The sequence below is a fragment of the Synechococcus sp. A18-25c genome (assembly GCF_014280035.1).
In the GTDB taxonomy this organism is placed as follows: domain Bacteria; phylum Cyanobacteriota; class Cyanobacteriia; order PCC-6307; family Cyanobiaceae; genus Synechococcus_C.
The window spans coordinates 2,407,493-2,434,086 of sequence record NZ_CP047957.1 but is presented as its reverse complement, the minus strand read 5'-3'; the positions used below and the strand labels follow the sequence as shown (position 1 = coordinate 2,434,086).

The 26,594-nt window shown below is 60.0% G+C and carries 25 protein-coding genes; 12 read left to right on the top strand and 13 right to left on the bottom strand.

What is annotated here, in order from left to right:
* Positions 1 to 99: 99 nt before the first annotated feature.
* The 8 genes from ureE to urtE all read left to right on the top strand — a co-directional run bounded on the left by ureE (position 100) and on the right by urtE (position 7,226).
* Positions 100 to 552: an urease accessory protein UreE gene (gene ureE, locus SynA1825c_RS13105; protein ID WP_186469686.1), complete on the top strand. Its 453-nt coding sequence runs from the start codon at positions 100 to 102 to the stop codon at positions 550 to 552.
* Positions 549 to 1,217 carry an urease accessory protein UreF gene (locus SynA1825c_RS13100; protein WP_186469685.1) on the top strand — a complete coding sequence of 223 codons (669 nt, stop codon included), beginning with the start codon at positions 549 to 551 and terminating at the stop codon, positions 1,215 to 1,217. The genes ureE and SynA1825c_RS13100 overlap by 4 nt, the downstream gene beginning before the upstream one ends.
* Positions 1,217 to 1,822: an urease accessory protein UreG gene (gene ureG, locus SynA1825c_RS13095; protein WP_186469684.1), complete on the top strand. Its 606-nt coding sequence runs from the start codon at positions 1,217 to 1,219 to the stop codon at positions 1,820 to 1,822. The genes SynA1825c_RS13100 and ureG overlap by 1 nt, the downstream gene beginning before the upstream one ends.
* A 119-nt stretch (positions 1,823 to 1,941) precedes the next feature.
* A complete protein-coding gene (gene urtA / locus SynA1825c_RS13090; RefSeq protein WP_186469683.1) occupies positions 1,942 to 3,252 on the top strand; it encodes an urea ABC transporter substrate-binding protein in 1,311 nt (436 codons plus the stop codon).
* A 93-nt stretch (positions 3,253 to 3,345) separates the two neighbouring features.
* The gene (locus SynA1825c_RS13085; protein ID WP_186469682.1) at positions 3,346 to 4,500 is read left to right on the top strand and encodes a branched-chain amino acid ABC transporter permease; all 1,155 of its coding nucleotides are present in this window, start codon (positions 3,346 to 3,348) and stop codon (positions 4,498 to 4,500) included.
* Between the two features lie 4 nt (positions 4,501 to 4,504).
* Positions 4,505 to 5,767 (top strand): urea ABC transporter permease subunit UrtC, encoded by a 1,263-nt coding sequence (urtC, locus tag SynA1825c_RS13080; RefSeq protein ID WP_255476984.1) that lies wholly within the window; start codon positions 4,505 to 4,507, stop codon positions 5,765 to 5,767.
* The gene (urtD, locus tag SynA1825c_RS13075) at positions 5,764 to 6,519 is read left to right on the top strand and encodes an urea ABC transporter ATP-binding protein UrtD (RefSeq protein ID WP_186469681.1); all 756 of its coding nucleotides are present in this window, start codon (positions 5,764 to 5,766) and stop codon (positions 6,517 to 6,519) included. The genes urtC and urtD overlap by 4 nt, the downstream gene beginning before the upstream one ends.
* A complete protein-coding gene (urtE, locus tag SynA1825c_RS13070; protein ID WP_186469680.1) occupies positions 6,516 to 7,226 on the top strand; it encodes an urea ABC transporter ATP-binding subunit UrtE in 711 nt (236 codons plus the stop codon). Before urtD ends, urtE begins: the two co-directional genes overlap by 4 nt.
* 96 nt (positions 7,227 to 7,322) lie before the next feature.
* Here urtE and SynA1825c_RS13065 read toward each other — a convergent pair whose 3' ends face one another.
* Together SynA1825c_RS13065 and SynA1825c_RS13060 are read right to left on the bottom strand one after the other, a co-directional pair.
* On the bottom strand, positions 7,323 to 7,562 hold the full coding sequence (locus SynA1825c_RS13065) for a DUF1830 domain-containing protein (protein ID WP_186469679.1): 240 nt from the start codon (positions 7,560 to 7,562) through the stop codon (positions 7,323 to 7,325).
* Positions 7,563 to 7,725: 163 nt separating this feature from the next.
* The gene (locus SynA1825c_RS13060; RefSeq protein ID WP_186471229.1) at positions 7,726 to 9,027 is read right to left on the bottom strand and encodes a glycosyl transferase; all 1,302 of its coding nucleotides are present in this window, start codon (positions 9,025 to 9,027) and stop codon (positions 7,726 to 7,728) included.
* Positions 9,028 to 9,096: 69 nt separating this feature from the next.
* Here SynA1825c_RS13060 and SynA1825c_RS13055 point away from each other — a divergent pair, with 69 nt between their 5' ends.
* The 3 genes from SynA1825c_RS13055 to SynA1825c_RS13045 are packed head-to-tail and all read left to right on the top strand — an operon-like array spanning position 9,097 to position 13,311.
* Entirely contained in the window at positions 9,097 to 10,824 is a 1,728-nt protein-coding gene (locus SynA1825c_RS13055; RefSeq protein WP_186471228.1) for an alpha-amylase family glycosyl hydrolase, read from the top strand.
* Entirely contained in the window at positions 10,824 to 11,621 is a 798-nt protein-coding gene (locus SynA1825c_RS13050; RefSeq protein WP_186469678.1) for an HAD-IIB family hydrolase, read from the top strand. The genes SynA1825c_RS13055 and SynA1825c_RS13050 overlap by 1 nt, the downstream gene beginning before the upstream one ends.
* Before the next feature lie 31 nt (positions 11,622 to 11,652).
* Positions 11,653 to 13,311 carry an alpha/beta hydrolase gene (locus SynA1825c_RS13045; RefSeq protein WP_255478400.1) on the top strand — a complete coding sequence of 553 codons (1,659 nt, stop codon included), beginning with the start codon at positions 11,653 to 11,655 and terminating at the stop codon, positions 13,309 to 13,311.
* 98 nt (positions 13,312 to 13,409) lie between these two features.
* On the opposite strand, the gene SynA1825c_RS13040 is transcribed toward SynA1825c_RS13045, so the two are convergent.
* Genes SynA1825c_RS13040 through queC form a run of 3 tightly spaced genes read right to left on the bottom strand, consistent with a single transcriptional unit; the run spans position 13,410 to position 16,233 of the window.
* A complete protein-coding gene (locus SynA1825c_RS13040; RefSeq protein ID WP_186469677.1) occupies positions 13,410 to 14,246 on the bottom strand; it encodes an aminotransferase class IV in 837 nt (278 codons plus the stop codon).
* On the bottom strand, positions 14,243 to 15,556 hold the full coding sequence (locus SynA1825c_RS13035) for an anthranilate synthase component I family protein (protein WP_186471226.1): 1,314 nt from the start codon (positions 15,554 to 15,556) through the stop codon (positions 14,243 to 14,245). The genes SynA1825c_RS13040 and SynA1825c_RS13035 overlap by 4 nt, the downstream gene beginning before the upstream one ends.
* Complete coding sequence (gene queC, locus SynA1825c_RS13030; RefSeq protein WP_186469676.1) at positions 15,553 to 16,233, bottom strand: 7-cyano-7-deazaguanine synthase QueC; 681 nt, start codon at positions 16,231 to 16,233, stop codon at positions 15,553 to 15,555. Before queC ends, SynA1825c_RS13035 begins: the two co-directional genes overlap by 4 nt.
* A 27-nt stretch (positions 16,234 to 16,260) precedes the next feature.
* Between queC and SynA1825c_RS13025 the strand changes: the two genes are divergently transcribed.
* Positions 16,261 to 16,806 carry an ecotin family protein gene (locus SynA1825c_RS13025; RefSeq protein WP_370593756.1) on the top strand — a complete coding sequence of 182 codons (546 nt, stop codon included), beginning with the start codon at positions 16,261 to 16,263 and terminating at the stop codon, positions 16,804 to 16,806.
* Between the two features lie 28 nt (positions 16,807 to 16,834).
* Here the strand turns inward: SynA1825c_RS13025 and SynA1825c_RS13020 are convergent, their stop codons facing one another.
* From SynA1825c_RS13020 to SynA1825c_RS12985, 8 genes are all read right to left on the bottom strand, one after another.
* Positions 16,835 to 18,115 (bottom strand): HlyD family secretion protein, encoded by a 1,281-nt coding sequence (locus tag SynA1825c_RS13020; protein WP_186469675.1) that lies wholly within the window; start codon positions 18,113 to 18,115, stop codon positions 16,835 to 16,837.
* 1 nt (position 18,116) lies between these two features.
* Positions 18,117 to 20,621: a peptidase domain-containing ABC transporter gene (locus SynA1825c_RS13015; RefSeq protein ID WP_255478501.1), complete on the bottom strand. Its 2,505-nt coding sequence runs from the start codon at positions 20,619 to 20,621 to the stop codon at positions 18,117 to 18,119.
* Positions 20,622 to 21,087: 466 nt separating this feature from the next.
* Positions 21,088 to 21,831 (bottom strand): peptidylprolyl isomerase, encoded by a 744-nt coding sequence (locus SynA1825c_RS13010; protein WP_186469674.1) that lies wholly within the window; start codon positions 21,829 to 21,831, stop codon positions 21,088 to 21,090.
* A gap of 9 nt (positions 21,832 to 21,840) precedes the next feature.
* Positions 21,841 to 22,488, bottom strand: a complete 648-nt coding sequence (locus tag SynA1825c_RS13005; RefSeq protein ID WP_255478399.1) for a M23 family metallopeptidase — start codon at positions 22,486 to 22,488, stop codon at positions 21,841 to 21,843.
* Between the two features lie 34 nt (positions 22,489 to 22,522).
* Complete coding sequence (locus SynA1825c_RS13000) at positions 22,523 to 23,128, bottom strand: 7-carboxy-7-deazaguanine synthase QueE (RefSeq protein WP_186469673.1); 606 nt, start codon at positions 23,126 to 23,128, stop codon at positions 22,523 to 22,525.
* 14 nt (positions 23,129 to 23,142) lie between these two features.
* The gene (locus SynA1825c_RS12995) at positions 23,143 to 24,822 is read right to left on the bottom strand and encodes a CTP synthase (RefSeq protein ID WP_186469672.1); all 1,680 of its coding nucleotides are present in this window, start codon (positions 24,820 to 24,822) and stop codon (positions 23,143 to 23,145) included.
* A 106-nt stretch (positions 24,823 to 24,928) separates the two neighbouring features.
* Positions 24,929 to 25,411 (bottom strand): Dps family protein, encoded by a 483-nt coding sequence (locus tag SynA1825c_RS12990; protein ID WP_186469671.1) that lies wholly within the window; start codon positions 25,409 to 25,411, stop codon positions 24,929 to 24,931.
* Between the two features lie 43 nt (positions 25,412 to 25,454).
* Positions 25,455 to 26,585, bottom strand: a complete 1,131-nt coding sequence (locus tag SynA1825c_RS12985) for an RNA polymerase sigma factor, RpoD/SigA family (RefSeq protein ID WP_186469670.1) — start codon at positions 26,583 to 26,585, stop codon at positions 25,455 to 25,457.
* Between the last annotated feature and the right edge of the window lie 9 nt (positions 26,586 to 26,594).

Genomic DNA, 26,594 nt, shown 5'->3' with positions numbered 1-26,594 from the left:
TCGAGAAGGCTCGGATGGCAAGGACCGATTGTTTTGTAGCAGTGCACACCAAATTTGGGGACGTTGCTGGGCAGTCTTCAAGCAGCAAGAGGGTTGCTCGTGAGTGACACGGTGATCGTGTTGGAGAAGCGTTGTGAGCCAGACGGTGCGATGGTCGGTTTGCAGCTGCCGCTGACCGCGACTGAGCGCACTGTGCTGCGAGGAAGGCGTCAGACGGCTTGCGGTTGCCAGGTTTTGCTCCAACTGCCGAGGCATGGTGCTTTGAAGCCCGGGGATTGCCTCACGGATCAAGCCTGTTCCGTGCGGGTGGAGGTCACCGCTGCACCGGAAGCCTTGCTGCGAGTGCAAGCGGGGTCTGCTCTGGCATTGCTCAAAGCGGCTTATCACCTGGGTAATCGCCATGTGGCTCTTGAGCTGCATGAGCAACAGCTGCTGTTGCCTGACGATCCTGTGCTGGCTGACATGTTGCAGACCCTGGGGCTGCGGGTGAGCCGCTGCTGTCAGCCCTTCGCTCCTGAACGTGGGGCCTATGCGGAGCATTCCCACGGATGACGTCGCTGTCTTTGCTCCAGCTGGTGAGTCCTGCCCTTCCGGTGGGCGCTTTCAGTTATTCCGAGGGGCTGGAAGTGCTGATTCAGTCGGGGGCGATTGCGGATGACTTTCAGTTGCAGGGTTGGTTGGAGGCTGAGCTGTGCCGTGGTGCCTTGCGCTTGGAGGCTTCCGCGCTTCCCTCATTAGCGCGGGAGGTTGCAGCCTGGTGCGGGGGTGATGCTGCGGCAAAGCAGCGCTTGATCGATTTGGATGGATGGCTTCTGGCCACCCGTGAAGCTTCTGAGGTCCGTGCGCAACTGCGTCAGATGGGATTGTCTTTGGTTCAGTTGTTGGCTGACATGGGCCGGCCGCTCCCCGACGCGGTGCCATTGAGCTGGCCAAGCGCCTGGGCCGCTGCGGCATCGGCGTTAGAGGTTTCCAAGGAGGAGATGGTGGAGGGTTATCTCTACGGCTGGGTTGCCAATCAGCTCAGTGCTGCCGTTCGGCTGCTGCCGCTGGGGCCGACGCGTGCTCAGGTGCTGCAGCACCGCTTGCAGCCCTTGATTAGGCGTGAAGCGGAACAATTGCTGGCCTGTGGGTCTCGAACGCTCTGGAATGGTGGCGTGGGTGCGGGGATGGCACAGCTCGCCCATGCTGAGTTGTATTCCCGCCTGTTTCGAAGCTGATGAGCAGCAAGCTGCGTCTTGGGGTGGCTGGTCCGGTGGGTTCAGGGAAAACGGCCCTGGTGGAAGCGCTCTGTCGTCGCCTCCGTGATCAACTGCAGCTGGCTGTGGTAACCAACGATATTTATACGCATGAGGATGCCCAATTCCTGACGCGTGTTGGAGCTCTGGAGCCGGAGCGGATTCGTGGAGTGGAGACCGGTGGCTGCCCCCACACGGCGATTCGTGAGGACTGCTCGATTAATCGGGCGGCTGTTGCTGAGTTGGAGGACCAGTTCCCTGGTCTGGATCTGGTGCTGGTGGAAAGCGGTGGTGACAATCTCGCGGCCAGCTTCAGTCCAGAGCTGGTTGACCTTTGCATTTATGTGATCGATGTGGCGGCTGGCGACAAGATTCCGCGCAAAGGCGGGCCCGGTATTACGCGGTCGGATCTGCTGGTGATCAACAAGATTGATCTGGCCCCATTGGTTGGAGCCGATCTGGCGGTGATGGAGCGCGACACGCTCGCGATGCGCGGGGAGCGTCCTTGGTGCTTCACCAATCTCCACAGCGGAGAGGGGCTCGAACGCATCATTGAGTTTGTGTATCGACAGCTACCTAATCTTTGATTGCCGCCCGCTTGGGGGGCAAAAATGTTCCTCTTGATACGTTCTTGTAGTGAGTGTGAGGGCCATGGTCAGGGTTCGGTCGTCGTCAGACGTCCGTCCATCACCGTATTGCACATTTCATGAGCTCCTCTCTCTCAAAGCGTTTGTTTGCCGGCCTGGCCGCAACGTCGTTGGGTCTGGCTGTGACCGCCTGCGGCGGTGGTGAGAAGGCCGCCACCAACGCCAAGTGCGACGCCAATGGCGAAAACTGCACTGTCACCGTCGGCATCCTTCACTCCTTAACCGGCACGATGGCGATCTCCGAGAAGACGCTTGTCGATACCGAAGAGTTGGCGATCGAAGAGATCAACGCCGCCGGCGGCGTTGAAGTGGATGGCAAGAAATACATGATCGAAACCATCGTTGAAGACGGTGCTTCTTCTTGGCCCACCTTTGCTGAGAAGTCCAAAAAGCTGATCGACCAGGACAATGTGCCTGTGGTCTTTGGTGGTTGGACCTCCGCCAGCCGCAAGGAAATGCTCCCGGTTTACGAGTCCAAGGACGCTTTCCTCTACTACCCGATCCAGTACGAGGGTCAGGAGTGCTCCAACAACATCTTCTACACCGGTGCGACTCCGAACCAGCAGTCTGAGCCTGCGACCAAGTTCATGTATGAGAAGTCGCCTGCCGCTGGCAAGCCCTTCTTCCTCGTGGGTTCGGACTACGTCTTCCCCCGCACCTCCAACACCATCACCAAATCCCAGGTGGAGCAGCTGGGCGGCACGGTGGTCGGCGAGGACTACCTGCCCTTGGGTAACACGGAAGTCGCCCCGATCATCGCCAAGATCAAGGAGGCCCTGCCTGACGGCGGTGTGATCATCAACACCCTGAATGGTGACCAAAACGTCGCCTTCTTCAAGCAGATTCAGGATGCTGGCCTCACCCCCGCTAACGGTTACTACGTGATGAGCTACTCCATCGCGGAAGAGGAGATCAGCACGATTGGACCTGAGTTCCTTGAGGGCCACTACGGCGCTTGGAACTACATGATGTCAATCGACACGCCTGCTTCCAAGAAGTTCGCGGCTGACTTCAAGGCGAAGTACGGCGAAGACCGTCAGGTGGCTGACCCTCAGGAGTCTGCCTACAACATGGTTTATCTCTGGAAAGCTGCCGTTGAGAAGGCCAACAGCTTCGAGAACGACAAGGTGCGTGAAGCTCTCGTCGGCATCGAATTTGATGCGCCTCAGGGCAAGGTCACTGTGATGCCGAATCATCACCTGTCCCAAACCGTGCGCATCGGTCAGATCACCAAGGATGGACAGTTCGCCATCCTCGAGGAGACCGATGGCCCGATCGCTCCCCAGGCCTGGAACCAGATCCACCCTGATTCCACCGGCTTTGCCTGCGACTGGACCGATGCCTCCAAGGGCGGCAAGTACAAGCTCTGATCGGCTGATTCAAGCTCGATCTTTCCTTGCAGAGGAGCTCGTTTTCGGGCTCCTTTTTTCGTCGTTTTCCTGAACGTTTCGTTTCAGACAGTCGTGCAACTGCTTTTTGAAAGCCTGTTCAACGGCGTGGCTATCGGCTCAGTGCTGCTCATGGCCGCCCTTGGATTGGCGATTGTTTTTGGCCTGATGGGGGTGATCAACCTCGCCCATGGTGAGCTGATCATGCTGGGGGCGTACACCACTTTCGTGGTGCAGTTGATTTTTAAGTTGCCGGCGTTGGCCCCCGTCTACGACCTTTACGTCCTGGTTTCGATTCCAATCGCGTTTCTCGTCAGCGGCGTGGTTGGTGTGTTGTTGGAACGCACGGTGATTCGCCGTCTTTACGGCAATCCCTTGGAGACGTTGTTGGCGACCTGGGGAGTCAGTCTGATCCTCCAGCAGTTCGTGCGCAGTGTCCCGATGGCCAATGCGTCGGGCTTGATTCTTGCGCTTGTGGTGGGTTTCGGTTTGCCGTTGTTTCTCCCAGATCGTTGGCTGGATGGTTCTCGCTCACGGCTGGTTCGCGCGGGGAGCTGGGGCGTCGCAGCCCTCATGGGCGTTGTTCTGGCGAATGGCCTGGGGTCTCAGATCAGTCGACTGGCTCAGGCGGATGCCCGCAATGTGGATGTCACGGCTCCGCAATGGATGCGCGGCGGGATCGACTTGCTTGGCTTGACCGTTCCGGTGCCGCGTTTGGTGATCATCGTGGTCACCGTGGTGGCGGTGCTTGGGGTCACCTGGTTCCTGAACCGCAGTGTCTGGGGAATGCGTATCCGTGCCGTGACCCAGAACCGATCCATGAGTGACTGTTTGGGCATCGCGACCGACACGGTTGATGTTCTGACGTTTGGCATTGGCTCAGGCTTGGCCGGTGTGGCCGGTGTGGCCGTCTCCCTGCTGGGTTCCGTGGGCCCGAATGTCGGCAACTCTTACATCGTGGGCTGTTTCATGGTCGTGGTGCTGGGCGGCGTTGGCAATTTGTTTGGCACGGTGCTGGCCTCCTTCACGATCGGTTGGTTGACAGATCTGATCGGAGCCGGCCGATTACTCACGCTCTGGCCCGACATGCCTGCCCCGTTGGCGGGTGCTGTGACCTTCTTTGCCACCACCAGCATGGCCCAAGTGATGATCTTCGCTCTGATCGTGGTGTTCTTGCAGTTCCGCCCTGCGGGAATGTTCCCCCAGAAGGGACGCATGGTGGAGGCTTGATCTGATGTTGCAGCTCCTTCAACAGCCTCGTTGGCGTCAGCTTCTTCTCTGGGTGGTGATTCTTGCCGCCATCGTCGCGGCCCCTGCGGTGCTGTCTGAGTTCAGGCTCAATCTGTTGGGTCGTTTTCTGGCCTTGGCGATTGTGGCTCTCGGCATCGATTTGATCTGGGGCTTCACCGGTCTCCTCAGTCTTGGCCAGGGAATTTTCTTCGCGTTGGGTGGTTATGCCGCTGCCATGTATCTGCAACTCAGTAGTGCTGGCGATCTCCTCAATGGAATTCCCGAATTTTTCAGCCTTTATGGCGTCAGTGAGCTGCCGTTTTTTTGGCATCCCTTTGCATCTCCATGGTTCACTTTGGTCGCGATCTGGTTGGTTCCCGGTCTTTTGGCAGCCGTTTTGGGTGGTCTGGTGTTCCGCAACCGGATCAAAGGGGTCTATTTCTCGATCCTGACTCAGGCTGCCCTGCTCGTCTTCTACAACTTCTTCAATGGCCAGCAGAAACTGATCAACGGCACCAACGGATTGCAGACGCCGGCGACGAAATTGTTTGGTCAGTTCGTCGGTTCTGAATTGATGCAGCGGTGGTTTTTCTGGGTGACCGCTGTTGTGGTGATTGTGGTTTGGGCGTTCTTGCGTTGGGTGGTGCGCGGTCGCTTTGGTGATGTGTTGATCGCCATTCGTGATGACGAACCGCGTCTTCGTTTTGCCGGATACAACCCCACATTGTTTAAGACCATCGTGTTCGGTTTGGCCGGTGCCCTTGCGGGCATCGGTGGAGCTCTCTACACCGTCCAATCCGGTAGTGCCTCGCCGCAATTCATGGAGGTGCCGATGTCGATTGACATGGTGATCTGGGTGGCGGTCGGGGGACGCGGCACCTTGGTGGGAGCGATTCTCGGCGCTGTGGTGATCAACTACGCCCAGAGTCTGGTGAGTGAGGTGTTTCCGGAGACCTGGCTGTTCATTCAGGGCGGATTGTTCATCCTGGTGGTGACGGTTCTGCCGGAGGGTGTGATCGGCTGGTTCCGTGGCGAAGGCCCTGGCAACGGGTTCAACCGATTGGGTTCCTTGCTTAACCAAGTGGGCAATCAAGCGATTGCCTGGGGCGATGTGCTGATCGACAAAAGTGTTGATTCAACAGCGATGAACCGTCTCGGCATCTGGCTGGTTCGATGTGGTCAGTTACTCAACAACCTGGGGATTGTGCGTCGTAGTGGGACGTATCCGCAGCTCGAATTTGAAGGTCAGGAGGAGGTGCAGCCATGAGCCATTCCTTGTTGGAACTGAGTCAGATCACCGTCAGCTTCGATGGGTTTCTGGCCCTTCGTGATCTCAATCTTTCCTTGCAGCCTGGTGAGTTGCGGGCTGTGATCGGACCCAATGGAGCCGGGAAGACCACTTTCCTGGATGTGATCACTGGTAAAACGCCCCCCACAGAAGGGGATGTGGTGTTCAAGGGTCGTTCGCTGATCGGAACCAGCGAGCACCTCATCGCACGCTTGGGGATCGGTCGCAAGTTCCAGAGCCCGCGGGTGTTTGAAAAGCTCACGGTGAAGGAAAATCTCGCCCTGGCGGTGAGTCGACCCAAGCAACCCTGGCCGTTGTTGTTCGGAGGCCTAAGTGCTGAGCAGCGTGACCGGGTGCATCACTTGATGGGCATCGTCAATTTGCAGCACCGTTCCGACTGGAAGGCCGGTTCCCTGTCCCACGGACAGAAGCAGTGGTTAGAGATTGCAATGCTCGTCGGTCAGGACCCTGATTTGTTGCTGGTCGATGAGCCGGTTGCAGGGCTAACGGATGAGGAGACTGACCTCACCGCGGATCTACTCAAATCCCTGGCCGGTGATCACACGGTGCTGGTGATCGAACACGACATGGAGTTCATCCGCCGCCTCGAGAGTCCGGTCACGGTTCTGCATCAGGGCCATGTGCTCTGTGAGGGAACCATGGATCAAGTTCAGGTCGATCAACGCGTGATTGATGTGTATCTCGGCAGCACTGAGGAGGAGAACGCATGATGACGCTGTTAGAGATTCGAGGTCTCAATACCTTCTACGGCGAGAGTCACATCCTTCGGGATGTGGATCTCACGGTGAAGGCTGGAGAGATGGTTTGCCTGATTGGGCGCAATGGTGTCGGCAAGACCACCCTGCTGAAGTCCTTGATCGGTCTGTTGCGTCCGCGCAGCGGTCAGATCAGCTTCGATGGCAAGGGACTCGACCGCGCGGCTCCACATCAACGGGCACGGGCTGGGTTGGGGTATGTCCCCCAGGGCCGTGAAATCATTCCTCAGCTCACGGTTGAGGAAAACCTGCTGCTCGGGATGGAAGCTTTGCCCGGTGGGCTGAGTAGCCGCCGTCGGATCGATCCCATCGTTTATGAGCTCTTTCCTGTGCTGCAGGAGTTCCTCCCGCGAAAGGGAGGTGATTTGAGCGGCGGACAACAGCAGCAACTCGCCATCGCCAGAGCCCTGCTCGGCAAGCCAAAGCTGCTGTTACTTGATGAACCCACGGAGGGCATTCAGCCCAACATCGTGCAGGACATCGAGTCGGCGGTGCGGCGGATTATCGCTGAAACGGGGATCGGTGTTCTGCTGGTTGAGCAACACCTGAATTTCGTGCGACAAGCGGATCGTTATTACGCGATGCAGCGGGGTGGAATCGTTGCCAGTGGTCCCACCAGTGAACTCAGCCAATCGGTGGTGGATGAGTTTCTCAGCGTCTGAGCTTGGGTTCGTGCTGTGTTCAAGGCCGAGTTGCACCAAAGGGTTTGCACGGTCTAGGCAAAGCTCCTGAAGCAGCCAAGGTAGTTCTTGGAAGGCTCAGGCACTCTTCGCTGCCGCCGCCTCTTCCACATACACATAGTCGGTGATATCAGCACGCACATGCAACATCTGACCCTGGGGTGACATCTGCCAGATCTCGAGTCGCGTTTGCTCCGGAGCTTCGAACCAGAACACCTCCATGGGCATGACGACCTTTTCTCGATAAAACTGTTGATCGCCGATCAGCTTCACGATCACCATCCGGTTGGTGTCGTTGCGATAAACGCACTCAAGCATTGGAAGTAAAAACAAGGTCCCCAATGTCGCTAGCCGGCGACAAGGTCAATGTCTGATTGGTCACCGAATCAGCACTGACTCAGAACCAATTTTCTGTGGTGATACCAAACGCTCCATTTATGTAGCGATGACTGCATCCATCGGCAACGCAGAAGGGAGTGATTCAGGCAGCTGTGGGTGTGGACGGTCGGCTGGGGCGGGTCAGCCGAGGATTCACGGTTTCGCAGTTCGGTCGGCGAGGCCGGCGCATCATGGCGGAGCTGTAAGTCGAGGAACGACCAGCCTGTCCTGCCTGCGCAAGGTCATCTGCAAAGGAAGGATTGCAGCTGTTCAGGCGCGACCAACTCGGCAGCTGATGGGCAATGGGGGATTCCATCAATGAGGCAAGACCAGGCCGCAGCAGATCGGCGAATCGGTGAACGGCCAACTCTTCTCCGTGGCGGTCATAGGGGAGTCGATTAATGGCGGAGTCGAGACCAAACTGGCGCACGCGATCTTCTCCGACTCGTCGGTAGAGCACTTCGAGAGTTGGGAGCTGATCCATGGAGACCACGCAACCTTCATGTTCCATCAGGCTGCGCAGAACCGTGCAGAAGATTTCGCTAGCCATGCGTTGAAGACCTTCATTGGGCTTCTGTCCGAGGTCTTTGTGTTTGTGATCGAACAGGCCCAGGTCCACTTGAGTGATGCGGCTGGGTGCCACATGGCGGTAGACCTCAGACAGGAGACCCATTTCCAGCCCCCAGTCGGAGGGGATGCGTAGGTTCATGGCCAGATCGCGCGTAAACGCGAACTCACCTGCAAGGGGATAACGGAAGGTTTGCAAATAGCGCAGGTAAGGGAGGGGCCCAAAGATCTGCTCGAGACTGGCTAGGAGCGGTCCAACAAACAAGCGTGTGGCACGACCCTGAAGTGCCTGTGTTTCCAGAGAGAGGCGGCTGTAGAAGGCCTTGACGTAGGCCATGCCGTGGGAGGGGTCCAACAAAGGCCGCAGCATCCGTTCTGGATAGCCCGAACCGAAGGTGCGAATGTCAGCGTCGAACAGTCCGATCACCTCCGCGTCTTGGCAGGCAACTCCCAGGCCTTGCCACACAGCCCAACCCTTGCCGGGAGGCCCGGTCAATTCCAGCCCAAGACTTGCCATGGACGAAAGCACTTCTCCGACGGCGGGGCCATTGGTCCAATGCACGCGCACAGGGAATGGCATGTCGGCGAAGAAGCGCTCCGCTTCTGCGACATCCTCAGCGCTCTCTGCCGAGAGTGCGATCACGAGGGATGTCAGTTCGGTGAGTGATGCCAGGGTGTCGCGGATGAGCGTCAGAGCCGGACGGCTGAATTCCTCCATCAGGCAAGGAATCAAGAGGGCCGTCGGTCGCTGCTTGAGTTCCTTGTTGAAGGCAATGGCATCGAGGTTGCCAAGGCTGTAGTCATGAACCGTGGTGATCAGACTCTGCTGAAAATCCATGCGGTGTCCAATGCGACAACAGAGGAGAGAGACCTGCTCCATACCTGACACGTGTTCAGCTGGAACGTGATGCAGTCTCCGCGTGATGAAACGCTGCGAGCTCTGCTGAGAAATCTCTACCCGGACAATTCTTCCGGTGATCTCGAAGAGTTGTCGTCGCAATTGCTGCAAATTCTCGGTCACGCTGCTGTTCATGCCGATCCATCCCTCGATGTTGAGCCGTGGTTTGGCAATGACGTGGTGCTGATCACCTATGCCGATGCTGTCCTCGATGAGCAAAAGCCTGGACTGCAAGGGTTAAGCAGGTTTGTGAACCGCCATTTGCGGCTCTTTGCTCCGGTGATCCACGTGCTTCCGTTCCTGGAATCCACGAGTGACGGTGGGTTTGCTGTAGCCAGCCATGAGCGCCTTGAGTCCCGTCATGGCGAGTGGAGTGATCTCGCAGCCTTGGCTGAAGGGCGGCGTTTGATGGCGGATCTGGTGCTGAACCATGTGTCGGCGTCTCACCCGTGGGTGCGTCAGTTCCTTCGCGACGAGGCCCCCGGCCGGTTCTGTGTGCTGGAGGCTGAGCCGCATCCCTGTTGGGATTCAGTTGTTCGTCCCCGCAGTTCTGCGTTGTTCACGCGCTTGCAAGGCCCATCCGGTCATCGTCAGGTGTGGACCACGTTTGGCCCGGATCAGGTGGACGTGAACTGGCGGCATCCAGAAGTGCTGCTGGGATTCGTCCGCTTGCTGAAACAGAAGTTGTCCCATGGCGTGCGTTGGATTCGTCTCGATGCCGTGGGTTTTGTCTGGAAAGAGCCGCACACCGACTGCATCCACCGCCCTGAGGCCCATCAGCTGGTGGAAGTGCTGCGCTACTTGATGTCTCATGTCTGTGGCGACGGTGGTGTCGTCGTGACCGAGACCAATGTTCCTGAACAGGAGAATCTGTCGTATTTGCGCAGTGGTCGAGAGGCCCATCTGGCGTACAACTTTCCCTTGCCACCCCTGCTGCTTGAAGCAACGATCAGCGGCTCTGCAGATCTACTCAACAGCTGGTTGGCCCGTTGGCCGGAGCTGCCGGACTCCACTTCATTGCTCAATTTCACCGCCTGCCACGACGGGGTGGGATTGAGACCCTTGGAGGGATTGATGCCTCAGCAGCGACTGTTGAATCTGTTGATCGATTGTGAACAGCGTGGTGGTCTGGTGAGTCATCGTCGCCTGGCCTCTGGAGAGGAGGTTCCTTATGAGATCAACATCAGTTGGTGGAGTGCGATGGCTGATGGAGGGATCGACCCCGCTTACCTTCAGCGGGAACGGTTTCTGCTGACCCATCTGCTGATGCTGGTGCTGCCCGGAGTGCCGGCTTTTTATCTTCCCGCCATCCTGGCCACACCCAACGATCTGGCCCGCTTTCGCATCAGTGGCCATCGCCGTGATCTGAATCGGCCTCAGTTCAAGGCCTCGACGCTGGAACGCCGTCTTGCGGATCCTGAAAGTGATGCGACGGCTGTGCTGACGGTGATGAATCAGGCACTAGCGCGACGGGCGGAGTTGCCAGCGCTCCATCCCGATGCCGACATGGAGCTGCTTAGTCCCGACCGCGTGGATCGCGTGGTGTTGCGCCGCACCCTCGATGGTCAGAGTCTTGTGGCCGTGCACAACATGACAGCATCCCGTCTGACCTTGGACCCAGCACGGCTCGGCGGTGATCCGGAAATGGATTGGACCGATTGTTTGAGCGGTCAGGTGCTCCACCCACGCAGGCTGCATGCCCTGGAGCCTTATGCAGTGCTGTGGTTGGTTCAGTAATGACCAAGACTCCGCAATCCCTCTGGTGGGTCGTTACGGATCTGGACGGCACCTTGATGGACCATCACTACGACTGGTCCCCTGCCAAAGCAGCCATTCAGCGACTGCAGCGTTGTGGTGTGCCTGTGATTCCTTGCACCAGCAAGACCGCCGAAGAGGTGTCGCGTTTTCGGGAGCAGATCGGATTGCATGACCCGTTCATTGTTGAAAACGGTGGGGCGATTCACGGTGAATCATCCGATGGCAAACCCTGGCATCTGGCCTTGGGTCCCAGCTGGCAAGAGTTGCGACCGCAGCTGGATCAGCTTGCGCAGGACTTGGGGCAACCGCTGCAAGCTCTGGATGATCTGAATGCCGATGATGCTCACCGCTTACTGGGGCTCCAGGGAGACGCGTTACGCCAGGCGCAGCGACGTCAATGCAGTGTTCCCTTTGTGTCGCCGACGGATCCTGCGTCACGCGACAAGCTTCTGAGTCTTGCTGCCCAACGGCGACTGTCTGTGGTGCAGGGCAATCGTCTCGGGCACCTGTTGGGTCTGGATGTCAGCAAAGGCAAGGCATTGCAGCGGCTGAAGCAGCACTTGGGATGTCCGGATGTGAAGGTGCTTGGACTCGGCGATTCCCCGAATGATCTGCCGTTGCTGGACGCCAGCGATTGTGCGGTGGTGGTTCCAGGTGCCAATGGACCGCACCCTGCGTTGAAACCAGGACTTGACGCGGGCCTCTATCAGTTGGCACCAGCCCCTCACGGGGTCGGCTGGTCGGCCGCTGTGCTGCGTCTCATCCCTGGGCTCTAGGCGCTTCATCCTTCACTGCTGGGGCACGCACGTGGATGCGGGCGATCATGCAGGTATTGATGGCATCACGATGGGAAGGCTGCGTTTTTGGCTCGGTTCTCTGATCACCGGCCTGGTTGTCAGTTCTGGGTCAGTGACCGTCGCGGCTGAACGGATTGTGTTTCGTTTCGGGGAGCTCGCCAGAGATGTCTCTGTGCCGGAGCTGCGCCAATTCAGTGAGACCGGAGCCGTGGCTCCAGAGTTGCAACCGATCCTGCAGCGGTTGAAACCTGCGGAGCAACTTGCACTACGCAGAGTGCTCAGCCAGCCGTTGCCGGTGGATGAGGTTTCTGTCTCCAATCTGCTCAGCACCCCATTAGGCCGCCGTTCACTTCAGCAGCTGGTGAAGGTGCTGGATCAACCGGCTTCGGTGGCGGAACCGGCCTTGTCGTCTGCTCTGGTGCTTGGCGCAGCCAAGCCCGGAGGTCTGCGTTTGATCAACGTGTTGGAGGCTTATCCCACGCAACGGCTTCCTGTGAACGTCGCGGCGGTGCTGTCCCTGGAGCAGTCACTGACGTTGGGCATGGCTCAACAGGAGGCGATGTTCGACATCCTGACCAGCGGCAAGACGGTTCCTGTCGCAGGATCCGAGCTCACCGCCCTTTCGGTCGAGGGCTCGATCCCATTCCGTCAGATCCCTTTTCAATTCCAGGGGCGTGATGGCGAGCGCATCAGCGCTATCGCCTACTTACCGGAGACGTCGACTGCCGCTAGCCCAGCTCCACTGGTGGCGATTGCCCCTGGTCTCAACTCCAACATGAATGCGCTTCTGTATGTGGGGCGTCACTTAGCTAGCCATGGCTATGCGGTGGCGTCGCTGAATTTTCCATTCACCAGCGCCGATGCTGTTCAAGCTGTGATTCAGGGCACTGCCTTGATTCCACCGGTGAATGCCTGGTTCGCTCAGCCCTTGGATGTGAGTGCCTTAATTGATCAGGTGGAGCAGCGTTGGGGTGCTCGCGTGGACACCCAACGGGTGGGCGTGCTGGGCCAGTCTCTGGGGGGATACACCGTCACGGCGTTGGCGGGGGCTGAGCTCGACTGGGCGGCCCTCGACCGTCAGTGCCTCCAGCTGTCGGATCCAAAGGTCGTGGTGCTCAATCCCGCCATGGTCTGGCAGTGTTCCGGGCATGACCAGGTGTCGCAACGCAAGAGCTTTCGTGATCCGCGCGTGAAGGTTGCCGTTGCCGTTAACCCTGTGACCAATCCGATTTTCAGTGCCACCTCGATACAGGCACTGGCCGTTCCGATCCTGATGGTGTCGGGCAGCAACGACATCTTTGCTCCCTCCATCTCCCAGCAGTTGATCCCCTTCAGCTGGATTCAGCAGCCGGGCTCGCTTCTGGTGCTCCAGCGCAACGGCACGCATCTGTCGTTCTTGGAGGGCACTTCCGATCTTCCGCCTAAGGTTCTTGGCCCCGATCTTCCGCTTGCTCGCAGGCAGCTCAAGGGGATGGCACGCGGTTTCTTTGACCAACTCCTGCGCTTGCAGCCGGTGATGCCCTCGTTGCTGCCGACTCCGACTGATCCGTTGGTGGCGGCGGGGCGTGATCCCCTGAAGTTGCTGGTGATGCCCCGCCTCAGCCGCCAGCAGCTGGAACGGGTGGCACCGGGCCTCGATCTGGATCAAGCCGCTGCGTCAGGTCTGTGAGAGCACGGGGGGAAGCTGACCCTCCAGCCCGCTCACGGGTTCCTTCGCTAGATCATGGATCGAGGTGGAGGTCAGACAAGGGGGGCAACCCTTTGAGTTCAGGAGCTGAGCAGTTGGCGCCACAGCGTTTCCGCTTGGAGTTCACTGCGCAACGGCTGGTCATTCGTTGCCTTCAGTGCTCTGCAGCCGAGGCTGTTGATGAGCAGCGCCTGATCGCCGGATTGCAGCTCAGCGCCCAGCGTGGCTTCCCGGGCCAGCCCCCGCTGGAGCAGTTGCGCGCGCATCACACCAGGCAGGCAGCCACTGCTGAGCGGTGGCGTGATCCATTCGCCCTGACGGAGCACCAGCAGGTTGGCACTGTCGCCGCAACAGAGGTTTCCACGGGTATTGCGCAGCAGTGCTAGCTCGGCTCCATGGCGCTGCGCTTCCCGGCGGGCTTGGATCGATTGGCCGTAGGCCAAGGTCTTGCAACGGCTGAGCAAGCTGCAATCGTTGCGCTGCTCCTGCGTGCAGATCCAGGTTTTGGTCGGCTCGAAGCAGAGCGGATGGGGCTGCAGGGTGAACCAGAAGCGATGCTGCGTGGCATCCGGCGTCTCATGGGGAACTCCGATGCCACGACCGGCGACGCGGCCACGGCTCCAGTTCAGTCTCAAAGCGCCTGCGCTGCCGCTGTGATTCAGGTTGACTCGCGCGATGGCTTCGTCGATCAAGTGGTCCAGCGCGGCTCGATCTGGCGGCGTGGCCATGCCCAGCAGCAGTGCGCTCTGATGCCAGCGCTGCAGGTGGGCCTCGAGCAGCTGGGCTTTGCCGTTGAGGATCAGCACGGTTTCGAACAGCCCATCCGCCAGCTGCAGGCCGCGATCGGAGAGCGGTAGATGGAGGCTGTGGCTGTCTCCCCATTGGCCGTCATGCCACGCCAGCCCAGACGAGGTCATGCGAGCGCCTCCAGCAGCGGCAGCAGTTTCCAGTCCAATTCGTCGGCCTCAGCGGCGGGATCCGAGTCGGCGACAATGCCGCAGCCGGCATGCAAGCGCAGAGCAGCGTCTTTGCGCAGCAGGGTGCGAATCAGGATGTTGCTGTCGAAGCGGCCATCCCAGTCGATGTGCAAGATCGATCCGCAATAGGGACCACGTCCCAGCGGTTCCAGCTCCTGCAGGCGTTGGCATGCCCGCAGCTTGGGGGCTCCTGTGATGGAGCCGCCCGGCCAGCTCGCTTCCAGCAGATCCACCCAGGTGGTGCCCGCTTTCAGCTGGCCGGTAACCACCGAGGTGAGGTGATGCACGCGTGCATAACTTTCCAGGCGCACCAGATCCGGCACCTGCACTGAGCCTGGAACACAAACGCGGCCGAGGTCATTGCGCAACAGGTCCACGATCATCACGTTCTCGGCTCGGTCTTTGGCGCTGCACACCAGTTCGGCCGCCAGGTCATCGTCGATGCGCGGATCGGGATGGCGTGGACGGGTGCCTTTGATCGGTCGGGTCTGCACGGCTCCACCTGGCATGACTTCAAGGAACCGCTCCGGTGAGGTAGACAGCACGGCTTCGCCTGCGGCGGTGCCGCCGCCGACTAGCAAACCGCTGAAGGGGGCGGGGCATCGTTGGCGCAGGCGTTGATAGAGCGCCAGGTTGCTTGTGTGGTGCGGAAGCGTTGCGCTCGCACAGGCGGTGAGGTTCGCCTGAAAGAGATCTCCGCTGGCGATCAGTTCACGGATGCGCGTTACCCCAGCCATGAACGCGTCGCGGTTGCTGTGGCGGTGCCATTGGCAACTGAGCCGCTGCGTCGCGGTGACTTCGGGCGCGATGGCCTCAATCAGATGGGTTTCCAGCTGATGCCCCACCGCAGCATGGCGGGTGGGGTCGATGCCTTCCAGGTGGAGTTCTTTGGTCTGCAGGTCAAAGCGCAGCACTGGATCGTGACGCGCAATCCAAAGGCTGGCCATGGCATCGGCACGCCAGGGGTTCGTCGGTTCGGTCCAGGCCGCGGCGTCGTAACTCAGCCAGCCGGTCCAGTGACCTGGGCTCAGCTGCCGCAGTCTGGAAAAGGGGTTGGTGGCATCAGGATCGCCAGGTAGGCCGCGGCAGCAGTGCTGTTCCAAAGGATCCGCTGCCAGGGTGATGCGCCCTCCCAGTTCGCCGCCATCGCCGTCCAGCCAGATGAGGCCCTGCTCTCCATGCAGATGGGCCAGAACAGCCGCGACCTCAGCGGGTTCACGCCATGGCAATCGCCTGCGCAGCACTCTCATCGCCTGGCGATGCTGCAAAGATCAGGCCGACCGGCTTCCCGCAGCGCGGCATCGCGGATTCGGCAGCTGTCACACACGCCGCAGGGGTCATCACCGCCGCTGTAACAGCTCCAGGTGCGTTCGATCGGGACCCCTAGGCGTAGTGCTTCTTCCACGATTTTTAGCTTGCTCCACTCTACCAGTGGTGCCCACAGCCGTGGGCCACGCCCTTCTCGGCCCACCTTACTGCTGAGATCCGCCAGGGTCTGAAAAGCGTCCAAGTAGTCCGGTCGGCAGTCGGGGTAACCGGAGTAGTCCACGGCATTGACGCCCAGCACAAGGCGATCAGCGCCGCGGGCTTCGGCCAGGCTCAGCCCGATGCTGATGAATACCGTATTGCGCCCGGGGACATAAGTGCTGGGGATCACCCCGTCTTGCACGCCATCAACTGGCAAAGCTTGCGCGTTGTCGGTGAGTGAGGACCCTCCCCAGCTGGCCAGGTTGACGCTGACCGTGTGGTGTTCCACCAGGTTGAGGGCTTCAGCGATTGCCGCGGCCGACTGCAATTCGCGCCGGTGTCGCTGGCCGTAGTCAAATGACAAGCCGATCACCCGTCCTCCGGCTTCTTGCGCTAAAGCCGCTGCTGTGGCGGAGTCAAGCCCGCCGGAGAGCAGGGCGATCGCAGAGAAATCGGTCATGCTGTGCATTCTGTTGCCCAAAAGGGGATGACGAAGTCCGTGCGTGTTCCGTTGACGCCGATGACCGCCGTGGGATCTGGCCTGGCGCTGCTGTTGATGATGCCGACGGTTGCCGCAGCGGTTCCTCGTCTCGATCTGAGCGGCTATCCCGCGCCCGCACCGGGTCTGCAGCGTTGGGTGATTCAGCCCTCGGGTCTGCTGCCCAACAGTTCTGATCCGATCATTTCCGCTCGGCCGATTGACTGGCGCATCCAGCTGATCGTTGGCCAGGAGGTTGACCTGGATTGCAACGTGCAGCGCTTATCAGGCTCTGGAATGACCATGCGCATGCTTCCAGAGGCCTCCGGCAAGGCACTTTTTGAGGTGCGGGGACCGATGGCGCTGATCAGCACGCGCAAGGCTTGTCCGGCGGACGAACCCACAAAGCGCTCCTTCCTGTCCTTGGGCAAGCAGCCCTATCTGGTTCCGTACAACGCCTCCTGGCCGATCGTGGTGGATCTGCCCAAGGGTGCTCAGTTGCGCTGGCGTCTTTGGAGAGCGGAGACGCGCCAACAGGAGGCAGTTGAGCTTTAGGAGCGGGTGAAGCGCTGAAGGATGCCGATCAGAGTTCTCTGAGGGAGTCGGTCTTGCTTTGGAAGGTGTTGAGCAGCAGTTGCAGGTAACTGACGCTTCGCAGCTTGATGTTGGCGGTTAGCGACATGCCCACTTGCAAAGGCAGAGTTGTTCCACTGCTCAGTTGCAGTTGCTGGCTGTTCAGCTTGATCACGGCAGGGAATTTGTATTCCTGACGCAACTGCTGCTGATCGGGGGGGAGCGCGTCTGATCCCACCGATGCCACCGTGCCCTCCAGAACGCCGAAATCACTAGCCGGGAACGAGTCGATGCTGATGTCAGCCGGCTGCCCCGGTCGCACGAAACCGATTTTGTTGCTTGGGATCTCCACATCGGCTTCCAGGGTGCTGAAGGGCACCACCTTCAGGGCCACTTCGGATGACAAGGCCTGGGAGATGAAGCCGGGGTTGTTCAGTTTCAGATCGAACACGATCCCATCCACGGGCGCGCGCAGGGTTTGGTTCTTGTTGGTGACTTTGACTTCGGTGAAGTTGGCGTTCAGTTGCGCACGTTCGCTGCGCAAGCCGGCGAGCTCGGCGCTCAGTTGTTCGATCTGCTGGTCGATCTGGTTGATCTGACGACGTCCTTCAAGATCCAGTTTGGTGAGCTCGCCCTTGAGCTCCTGCACCCTGTTGCGTTGCTGAAGATATTGAATGTCTTGGATGCCGCCTTCCTGAGCGAGGCTGGCGAGGCGGGTGAGGATCTCCTGCTCGAGGCTGAGGTTGGCGCGGGTGGTGGCAACCTGTTCGCGGTTGAGATCCAACGTCCTCTCCCTTTCCAGCTTCTTCAGCTGCAGCTGCTGTTCCTTCTGTGCAATCTGCGTGTCCTTTTCCTGCAACCCCTGGGTGAGTGACTTGAGCTGTTCAGCGGTGCTTTCCTGATCCAAGCGAATCAGCGGGTCGCCTTTGGAGACCCGCTGGCCGTTCTTCACCAAGATCTCCTCCACCACGCCGCCGGGTGGAATGCGCACGTCTTTCACGTTGCCGACAGGTTCGAGCTTGCCGGTGGCGACCACCACTTCTTCGGTGCGCGCCACCGCTAGCCAGCCGATGCCCAAAAAGGTGGTGCCGATCAGGCTCCAGGTGACCGCTTTCATCCAGAAGCGGCTCTGCTGCAGCACATTCTCCTCGTCGGAGATGGTCGTGATGCGGCTCTCCAGTGCGGAGCGCGCCTGCTTCACCAGCTTGCCGGCAGCACTGACCTGCTCCTGGTTGGCGTTCTGACCACCTGGGCCCTGCGGGGACTTGTTCACGTTCGGATCCATGGTCATCTCAGCTGGCCTCCTGCTGGCGGTATAGGGCGTAATAACGGCCGCGTCGGCTCATGAGTTCGTCGTGGGTGCCCTGCTCCACCACGGCACCCTGATGCATTACCACAATCAGATCGGCTCGGCGCACGGTGGACAGTCGGTGGGTGATGAAGAAGACCGTGCAGTCATGCAGAGCCTGGATCAGGTTGTCGCAGACCCTGCGTTCTGTTTCGTAGTCGAGCGCGCTGGTGGCTTCATCCATCACCAACAGCTTGGGGTTGGCTAGCAGCGTTCGGGCAATGGCGATGCGTTGTCGCTGCCCACCGCTGAGGGATGTTCCCCGCTCGCCGACTGGGGTGCTGTATCCCGCTGGCAGTTCCATGATGAAGTCGTGGGCGCAGGCCACCTTGGCGGCCATCACGATCTCTTCGCTAGAGGCATCCGGTTGGGTGAGAGCGATGTTCTCGTTGACGTTGCCTGAGAAGAGCAGCGGGTCCTGGGGCACGATGCCGATTTGGCGGCGCAGTGAATACAGCTCCACCTTGTCGATGTCATAGCCATCGATCAGGATGCGTCCTTGGCCGGGTGAGTAGAGACGAGGCAGCAGCTTCATCAGGGTGCTTTTGCCACTGCCGCTCTGTCCCACGATCCCGACGAAGGTGCCGGCTTTCACCGCCAGTGACACATCGTTCAGCACGGGTGCACTGCCGGGAGTGAACCCAAAGGTGAGATTGTCGAAGCTCACTGCTCCCTCGATCGGTGGCAGTGGAACCTTGGCTTTGTCTTGTTCGTCCGATTCCTGGGGCGTGTCGATGACATCGGCCAGACGTTCGAAACTGACGCGCAGCTCCTGGATTGTCTGCCAGATCGATGACAATCTCAGGAGGGGCTGTGTCACATAGCCGGAGATGATCCGGAAGGCGATCAGCTGGCCAAGGGTGAGGTCACCGGAGAGCACCAGAGATGCGCCCACCCAGAGCACCAGAAGCTGGGAGATCTTTTGCAGAACCTGGGAGGTCTGGCTCAGTGCCGTGCCGGTGATGGTCTTTTCGAAACTGCGGCTGATGTATTTCCCGTAGCGCTCTTGCCAGGTCCAGCGGCTGATCATTTCCACGTTCTGGCTTTTCACGGTTTGAATGCCCGTCAGCACTTCCACTAGGTGACTCTGGGTGGAAGCATTGGCCTCAGCTGACTTGCGGTATTGGCGCCGGAACAGCGGCGCACCCAGCAGGGTCAAGCCGACCTGAATCGGCAGCACTGCCAGGGCGATCAGGGTCAGCAGCCAGCTGTAGAACAGCATCACCACGATGTAGATGACGGAGAACGCCGCATCGAGAACCGTGGTGAGGGCCTGACCGGTGAGGAAGTTGCGGATCTTTTCCAATTCGCTGATCCTGGAGCCCAATTCACCCACTGGGCGCCGGTCGAAGTAGCCCAGCGGCAGACGCAACAGGTGATCGATCACCTCGGCGCCAAGGCGTTGGTCGATGCGGTTGGTGGTCTCTGAGAACAGGTAGGTCTTGAGACTGCCCAGCACCCCTTCCAGCAGGGTGACGGCTACGAGGGCAAAGCCAAGCACTTGCAGCGTGTCGAGGCTCCTTTGGTTAATCACCTTGTCGATAATCACCTGGATGAGCAGGGGATTGGCCAGGGTGAACAGTTGCACCACGAAACTGGCCAGTAGCACCTGAATCAGTACCCCCCTGTAGCGCTTTAAGGCGGGCCAGAACCATGACGGTCCGAAGGTCTGCTCCGGTGTGGTGCTGGTGCGATCCATCAAGAGCAGATCGATGCCTTCAGGGAAAGCGGTGTCCAGCTGCTGGGGATCGAGTTCCACAAACCCTTGGCTGGGGGAGGCCAGGACCAGGCCGCGTTGATCGCTGCGCACGACCAGGGCAAAGGCTTCCCCCCAGGGCACCAGTGTGGGGGTCTGCAGTCGCATTCCCATTCGCGCTGCGACTTTCGCTCCGGACACATGCAAGCCGAGGCCTGCTGCGATTTGTCCGCAAAGACGCAGGGTCGGGGTCTGTCCGCGCCGGAGCTGATCACGGAGGACCCGTTCGATCGCGTCGCGCCGGAAGGGCAGCTTCATCAGCTTGGTGAGCATCTGGAAGCAGGCCAGGGTTTCCTCAAGCACTCCTTCCGCTGCAACAAAGAAGTCGCGGTTCTGCTCGCCTTGCTGGTTGAAGCGGCTCACAGGCGGCCTGAGTGGGGCCTGCGGGATCTCGCTGCGCGTCAGGGCGCTGTCGGAACCAGAGTTCATGACCTCCGGCTCCACCAACTTCGCTTGATCGCCGGGTTCGAGCGCGAGGATCGCCTCTGTTGGGAGTGCGATCAGGCGCATCGTCATCCCATGCATGTCGAGAGGAAGGGCGGCGATTGCGTCAGCGTTCGCGACCTCGTCCCCTGGCGATCCTGTGCTGGGATCCGTGGGTTGGCTGGCCAGGAACAGACGTTGGCCGTTGTTGAGGGCGTTGTGAATAGCAGCTTGGTTCGAGGCCGCCAATATTTGGGCTTTCGGGAGCATTTCGCTCAGCCAGCTGCTGAGGGGCCGTGATTGCTGTGGGGACCTCTCGAGCCGACTGTTCAGCAGTGCGGCCAGTTCCGCCTCCCAAAGGTGGTTGCGACAAGCTTCCGCGATCGTCGGGTCGGTGTTGATCAGTTCCAGCAACTGATCGTCACTGAGGCTGTAGGCCACCAGTTCTGATGCCGCGCGGACTTCTTCACAAGGGGCGCAGCGCAGTAGAGAGGCGACACCCACAAAGCTGCCGGCTTCCAGCCGGATGAGGGTGCTCAATCGACCCTCCTGTTCGCCGAGAAGGCGGGCGCTTCCGCTGTCGATCAGCAGGATGCGCCCCGGAATGAAACGGCTCTCGCAGAGTGGTTGGCCCAGTTCGTAGCGCTGGGCTTCACCACTTTCGCGGAATCTGGTGCGCAAGGCTTCCAGCCCTTTGGACGTTGCGGATTCCAGGATTGATCGGCCGTCGGTTCTCCTATTTTTGCTCGCTTAGAAGAAATTTCATCACGGATTTCGTCTCGATCTGTAACCAGTCCTGGAGTAGTTCTGTGGCCATTCGTTGACGCATAGCCGTGTCAAACGAGGCTTCATGGCGCTCTTCAAGGCGGGTGACCACCCACCACTGCTCGATCAACAAGGGCTCCATCACTAGCCCTGGCGTCGCCGTGCGCAGGCGCTGGCGCAGCTGCGGGTGAGCCCGCATCAAGCTGCCAGGTCCAACTTTGCCACTGCTCTGTTTCTCAGGTCCCTCGCTGTGATCAGTGGCCAGGCTCTCAAAGTCGGCTTCACCCGCCTCAAGCTGCAAATACAGCTCGTGGGCCATGCCGGAATCCTTCACCCGCAGCAGGCTGTAGGTCACTTGGTCGAGCGCTTCCTTGCGTTGCAGGAACCGTGCTTCGGCTTGCATCCCGAAGCTATCGAGAGCGAACTTGGTGAGTTTCAAAGGCAAGCTCAGTTGGTGGAGCAGCTCCTCACGACTGAGCCAGCGTTCCTCTAGCCAGCTGTTCAGTGCAGCTTCGTCCTTGAGTTGTTCCTGACGACAGTGGTTCGTCAGGGCTTGCTGCATCAGTTCCTGGGGAGGCGTCAACGTGGCGGTTGCTGTCTCCATCAGCTGGCGACGCACCAGGTTGTGAAGCAAATCGCTGCGTCGCAGCAAATCCAGGGTTTCGGAACCCAAAGCGGAAAGCGATGCCTGTACGGCGGGCCGGAAGTCGTCCATCGCCCGAAGTTAGCGAGTGTTGTGAGGGATCTCTTGTGGATCCCATGTAAGGGGCAGTAGCGGTGCAAGGTCCAACGCGTAGGCCTGCTGACCATCCAGCCTGCGCAGCTCCACGTGCAAGTGGTTGGTGCTGGCGGAGCCGCTGCGTCCGACGCGTCCGATCGGTTCGCCCGCCTTCACCAGCGCACCGGGTCGGATCTCAGCGGATTGCAGATGGGCATACACCGTTTGCCAGCCGCGACCATGCTCTAGCAACACAGTCAGTCCATAGCCATCAATGGATTGCACCAACTGCGCGCGTCCCGAGAGCATCGCTAACACTGGCGTTCCGGCGGGTGCGATCAGGTCATGTCCGACATGCATGCGCCAGCGTTGGCGATGGTTGGAATAGCGCCAGCCGTAGGGCTGCACCTCCTCGGCTGGGATCGGCAGTGGATAGACCAGTTGAAGGGTCTCTCCGGGACGGACGGGTTGGTGTGATGGCGGCAGCCGCCGGGCACGGGAACTGCTGAGCAAGGCCAGATTTGAGACTCCCGTGCGCTCTGGGATGCGTTCCGGTGGGAGCGGTCGCGCGTTTAGCCCTCCGATGGCAGGGCTGATTGCGACGGCCATGGTCAGCGCCAGAGCAGGGAACAGCGGCCAGTGGATGCCCTGCATGACGACGACTCTGACTCGCGTCTGTTGTATCGATTCAGCGCACGCCGAGCCACTTATGGCTTTGCAAACTCAAGCGCCAGCGGCCATCGCCTTGTGCCTTGGTGACAGCCAGTTGCTGACCTTCCTGGCTGTCCCAGCCCGGTTGTAGAAGCCACTGCGCCTGTGGGGCCTGAGCAGAGACGACGTCAGCGAACAGCAGATCCTCAGGTTCATGGATCACCACCTTCAACTCATGGCAGCCGCTCAGCAGCTCAGGGAGTGGTGGGTGATGGCGTTTCGGAGAGAGTGTGACCCAGTCGATCGTTCCGCTGAGTGGGTCGACGCCACTGGTCTCGATGTGCACAGGAAGATGGCAGCTGCGGCGAATTTCATCCGTGAGGGCATTGAGGTTGTGATGCAGCGGCTCTCCACCTGTGATCACCACGAAGGCAGCACCGGCCTGCTCAGCTTGCGCAGCTTTCGTGGCGAGGCTGTCGACGCTTTGCTTGGGATGGGATTCCATCGGCCAAGAGTGTTTGGTGTCGCACCAACTGCAGCCCACATGGCAGCCACCGAGTCGAATAAAAAAAGCACTGCGGCCTGCATGCAAACCTTCTCCCTGCAGCGAGTGAAAGGTCTCCACCACAGGCAAGCTGGTCATGGATCGCTCAACACTCAAGAGTTAAGGCTGCCTTGAGGGGAGCCGCTCACAACACTGGAATTGCTTTGCTGCCGCAACGCTTCGCTGGGGCTGGAGGGCAGGCGCTGCTGCGCCGCTTCGATCAGACCCCGGAACAGTGGGTGGGGTTGTCCGGGCCTTGAAAGGAATTCAGGGTGGTACTGACAGGCAGTGAAGAAGGGATGGCCTGGTAGTTCAATCAGTTCCACCAGGCGTCCGTCAGGGGAGGTGCCGCTGATGCGGTACCCCGACTCCAGGAACAGATTGCGGTACGCGTTGTTGAACTCGTAGCGATGACGATGGCGCTCATACACCACTTCATCGCCGTAAAGCCGTTCGGCCATGGAACCCTCGGCGATCCTGCAGGGGTAAACCCCTAGGCGCATCGTGCCGCCAAGGTCGACCACATCCTGCTGTTCTGGCAGCAGGTGAATCACCGGGTGGGCCGTGTCGGGATCGAGTTCTGCGCTGGAGGCACCAGTGAGGCCGGCCTGGTTTCGGGCCCATTCGATGACGGCTGTCTGCATGCCCAGGCAGAGGCCAAGGAAGGGCACCCGCTGCTCTCGGGCCCAGCGGATCGCCGCCACCTTGCCATCGACGCCGCGGTTGCCGAAGCCTCCGGGCACCACCACTGCATCCATGCCCTTGAGCAGTGTGTCGGCTCCATCAGCTTCGATCTGCTCGGCACAGATCCAGTGCAGATCCAGGGAGGCGTCCTGGGCGATGCAGGCATGCCGCAACGCTTCCACCACCGACAAGTAGGCATCATTGAGCTGCACATATTTGCCCACCAGGGCCACTTTGACGGTGGGGCCGGGGTTGCGAAGTTTGTGCACCAGCTGCGCCCAGCGTGTCATGTCGCTGTCGTGATCCTGTAGCTGGAGCACATCCAGAACTTCACGGCAGAGCCCTTGGTCTTCCAGGGTGAGTGGTACGGCATAGATGCTGTCGGCATCGAGCGACGGGATCACAGCCCGCTCCGGCACTCCGCAGAAGCCCCCGATCTTGCGCTTGAGCTCGTCGTTGATTTCTCGGTCGCTGCGGCACACCAGAACATCGGGTTGGATGCCAATTGAACGGAGCTCTTTCACCGAGTGCTGGGTGGGCTTGGTCTTCAGTTCTCCGGAGGTGCCGATGTAAGGCAGCAGGGTGACGTGGATGTAGGCCAGGTCATGGCGGCCGACATCACCCCGGAATTCACGAATGGCTTCCAGAAATGGCAGCGATTCAATGTCGCCGACTGTGCCGCCGATCTCGGTAATCACCACGTCGGCATTGCTGTTGGCTGCTACGCGGTGAATGCGATCGCGGATCTCACCTGTGATGTGCGGAATCACCTGAACGGTGCCGCCGTTGTAATCGCCTCGGCGTTCCTTATTAATCACCGATTGATAGATCGAGCCCGTGGTCACGCTGTTCAGGCGTGACATCGCCGTGTCGGTGAAACGTTCGTAATGCCCTAGGTCGAGATCGGTCTCGGCGCCGTCTTCAGTGACGAACACCTCGCCGTGCTGGAACGGACTCATCGTGCCCGGGTCCACGTTGAGATACGGATCCAGTTTCAGGATGGACACGCTGTATCCACGTGACTTCAGCAGCCGTCCCAGGCTTGCGGCCACGATGCCCTTCCCGATGCTGGAGACCACTCCACCGGTGACGAAGACGAACTTGGCCATGAACCCCCGGGCGACTGTTCAATCTACCGAGGCTTCAGTTGCTTTGAGGTGCTCAAAGTCTCCAGACCGCGATCGCATCTGACTTGAGATTTGTTGAGCCCAAGCTTCAGCTCTCCAGCAGGCTGCGCAACATCCAGGCCGTTTTCTCATGGACCTGCAACCGTTGGGTGAGCAGGTCGGCCGTCGGTTCGTCACTGGCCGCCTCCGCCAGGGGAAACACCCCGCGGGCTGTGCGAGCCACGGCTTCATGCCCAGCCACTAGTTCACGGACCATGTCGAGGGCGGCCGGTTGCTGAGGAGCTTCCTTGATCGAGGCCAAGCCCGCCAGTGTGGAGCCACCATGAGGCGCCACCATGCCGAGGGACCGAATCCGTTCAGCAATCACGTCCAACGCGTTCCAGAGTTCGGTGTACTGGTCCATGAACATCAGATGCAGGGTGTTGAACATCGGACCGGTGACGTTCCAATGGAACCCGTGGGTGTTGCCGTAGAGCACGTACGTGTCAGCGAGCAGTCGGCTCAGCCCAGCCGTGATCTGCTCACGTTCGGTCTGGTTGATGCCGATGTCGATCTGGGGTGCGCTGGACATGGTGGTGGGCTGTGCTGATAGCTGATAAGGGAGAGGATTGGGCTCAGGAATCAAGGCCCTGGATGTAGTCCCGCACCTTGGAGCGTCGCTGCGGTTGCCGCAGCTTGAGGAGGGCGCGTGTCTCGATCTGACGCACCCGCTCCCGTGACAGTTCCATCGCTTCGCCAATCTGCGCCAGGGTGCGGGGATGGTCGTCCTCCAGGCCGAAGCGACTGCGGATTACTTCCGCTTCCCGCGGTGAGAGTTCATCCAGAAGCAGCTCTAGATCGTCGTGGAGGGCATCACGGGTGAGGGTTTGCTCTGGTGTGGCGTTGCCGTCTTCCAGCAGATCCCCCAGCTGGGTGTCCTGGTCTTTGCCGACGCGGGTCTCGAGTGAGATGGACCGAGGAACGCGCGCGAGGGTCTGACGGACTGTGTCTTCGCTCAGTCCCAGCTCCTTGGCCAGATCGCTCACGGAGGCCAGGCGCCCTTTCTCAGCAGCGATTTCCTGCTGCGCCCGCTTGATTCGGTTCAGCTTTTCCGTGACATGAACCGGCAGGCGGATGGTGCGGCTCTGGGTGGCAATGGCTCGGGTGATGCCTTGGCGGATCCACCAATAGGCGTAAGTGCTGAAGCGGAAACCGCGGGTGGGATCGAATTTTTCCACGGCCCGCTCGAGGCCGAGAGTGCCTTCCTGCACAAGGTCAAGGAGCTCCATGCCCCGTTGCTGATACTTCTTGGCGACAGCCACCACCAGGCGCAAATTGGCCTGGATCATGCGATCCCTGGCTCGGCGACCATCCCGCAGTCGCCGCTGCAGCTCTTTGGCCTCGAGTCCCACTTCCTCTGCCCAAAGGGTGTAGCCCTCGTTCAGTTGCTGGTTCAGTTCCTCCAGCGGCAGTGCAGCAGCCCGTGCCCATTCCTGTCGGGTGGGCCAGTGGCTGACCTGGTTGGCTTCACGCAGCTGCAGTTCCTCCAGATCTAGGAGCACCCGGATCGCCGCGTGGCGATTGCTCAGATCACGTTCCTGCACCAGCAGCTTCTCCCGCTGCTGCACCAGGCGCGAGAGGGTCACCTCCTCCTCGCTGGTGAGCAGGTCCACGCGACCGATGTCCTGCAGATACAGGCGGAGCAGGTCATTGCCGCCGCTCCAGCGGATCGGGGCATGTCCCGTCGATCGTGGTTTGTCGGACAAAAAACCCTG

Excerpts from the sequence above, each read along its gene's own strand:
- SynA1825c_RS12990 (WP_186469671.1), bottom strand. The coding sequence starts at position 25,411 with ATGTCCAGCGCACCCCAGATCGACATCGGCATCAACCAGACCGAACGT.
- SynA1825c_RS12995 (WP_186469672.1), bottom strand. The coding sequence starts at position 24,822 with ATGGCCAAGTTCGTCTTCGTCACCGGTGGAGTGGTCTCCAGCATCGGG.
- urtA (WP_186469683.1), top strand. The coding sequence starts at position 1,942 with ATGAGCTCCTCTCTCTCAAAGCGTTTGTTTGCCGGCCTGGCCGCAACG.
- SynA1825c_RS13040 (WP_186469677.1), bottom strand. The coding sequence starts at position 14,246 with ATGACCTCGTCTGGGCTGGCGTGGCATGACGGCCAATGGGGAGACAGC.
- urtC (WP_255476984.1), top strand. The coding sequence starts at position 4,505 with ATGTTGCAGCTCCTTCAACAGCCTCGTTGGCGTCAGCTTCTTCTCTGG.
- SynA1825c_RS13100 (WP_186469685.1), top strand. The coding sequence starts at position 549 with ATGACGTCGCTGTCTTTGCTCCAGCTGGTGAGTCCTGCCCTTCCGGTG.
- SynA1825c_RS13065 (WP_186469679.1), bottom strand. The coding sequence starts at position 7,562 with ATGCTTGAGTGCGTTTATCGCAACGACACCAACCGGATGGTGATCGTG.
- urtE (WP_186469680.1), top strand. The coding sequence starts at position 6,516 with ATGATGACGCTGTTAGAGATTCGAGGTCTCAATACCTTCTACGGCGAG.
- ureG (WP_186469684.1), top strand. The coding sequence starts at position 1,217 with ATGAGCAGCAAGCTGCGTCTTGGGGTGGCTGGTCCGGTGGGTTCAGGG.
- SynA1825c_RS13005 (WP_255478399.1), bottom strand. The coding sequence starts at position 22,488 with ATGCAGGGCATCCACTGGCCGCTGTTCCCTGCTCTGGCGCTGACCATG.
- SynA1825c_RS13055 (WP_186471228.1), top strand. The coding sequence starts at position 9,097 with ATGCAGTCTCCGCGTGATGAAACGCTGCGAGCTCTGCTGAGAAATCTC.
- urtD (WP_186469681.1), top strand. The coding sequence starts at position 5,764 with ATGAGCCATTCCTTGTTGGAACTGAGTCAGATCACCGTCAGCTTCGAT.
- SynA1825c_RS13010 (WP_186469674.1), bottom strand. The coding sequence starts at position 21,831 with ATGGACGACTTCCGGCCCGCCGTACAGGCATCGCTTTCCGCTTTGGGT.
- SynA1825c_RS13035 (WP_186471226.1), bottom strand. The coding sequence starts at position 15,556 with ATGAGAGTGCTGCGCAGGCGATTGCCATGGCGTGAACCCGCTGAGGTC.
- SynA1825c_RS13015 (WP_255478501.1), bottom strand. The coding sequence starts at position 20,621 with ATGCTCCCGAAAGCCCAAATATTGGCGGCCTCGAACCAAGCTGCTATT.
- SynA1825c_RS13000 (WP_186469673.1), bottom strand. The coding sequence starts at position 23,128 with ATGACCAGCTTGCCTGTGGTGGAGACCTTTCACTCGCTGCAGGGAGAA.
- SynA1825c_RS13050 (WP_186469678.1), top strand. The coding sequence starts at position 10,824 with ATGACCAAGACTCCGCAATCCCTCTGGTGGGTCGTTACGGATCTGGAC.
- queC (WP_186469676.1), bottom strand. The coding sequence starts at position 16,233 with ATGACCGATTTCTCTGCGATCGCCCTGCTCTCCGGCGGGCTTGACTCC.
- SynA1825c_RS13020 (WP_186469675.1), bottom strand. The coding sequence starts at position 18,115 with ATGACCATGGATCCGAACGTGAACAAGTCCCCGCAGGGCCCAGGTGGT.
- SynA1825c_RS13025 (WP_370593756.1), top strand. The coding sequence starts at position 16,261 with ATGACGAAGTCCGTGCGTGTTCCGTTGACGCCGATGACCGCCGTGGGA.
- SynA1825c_RS13060 (WP_186471229.1), bottom strand. The coding sequence starts at position 9,027 with ATGGATTTTCAGCAGAGTCTGATCACCACGGTTCATGACTACAGCCTT.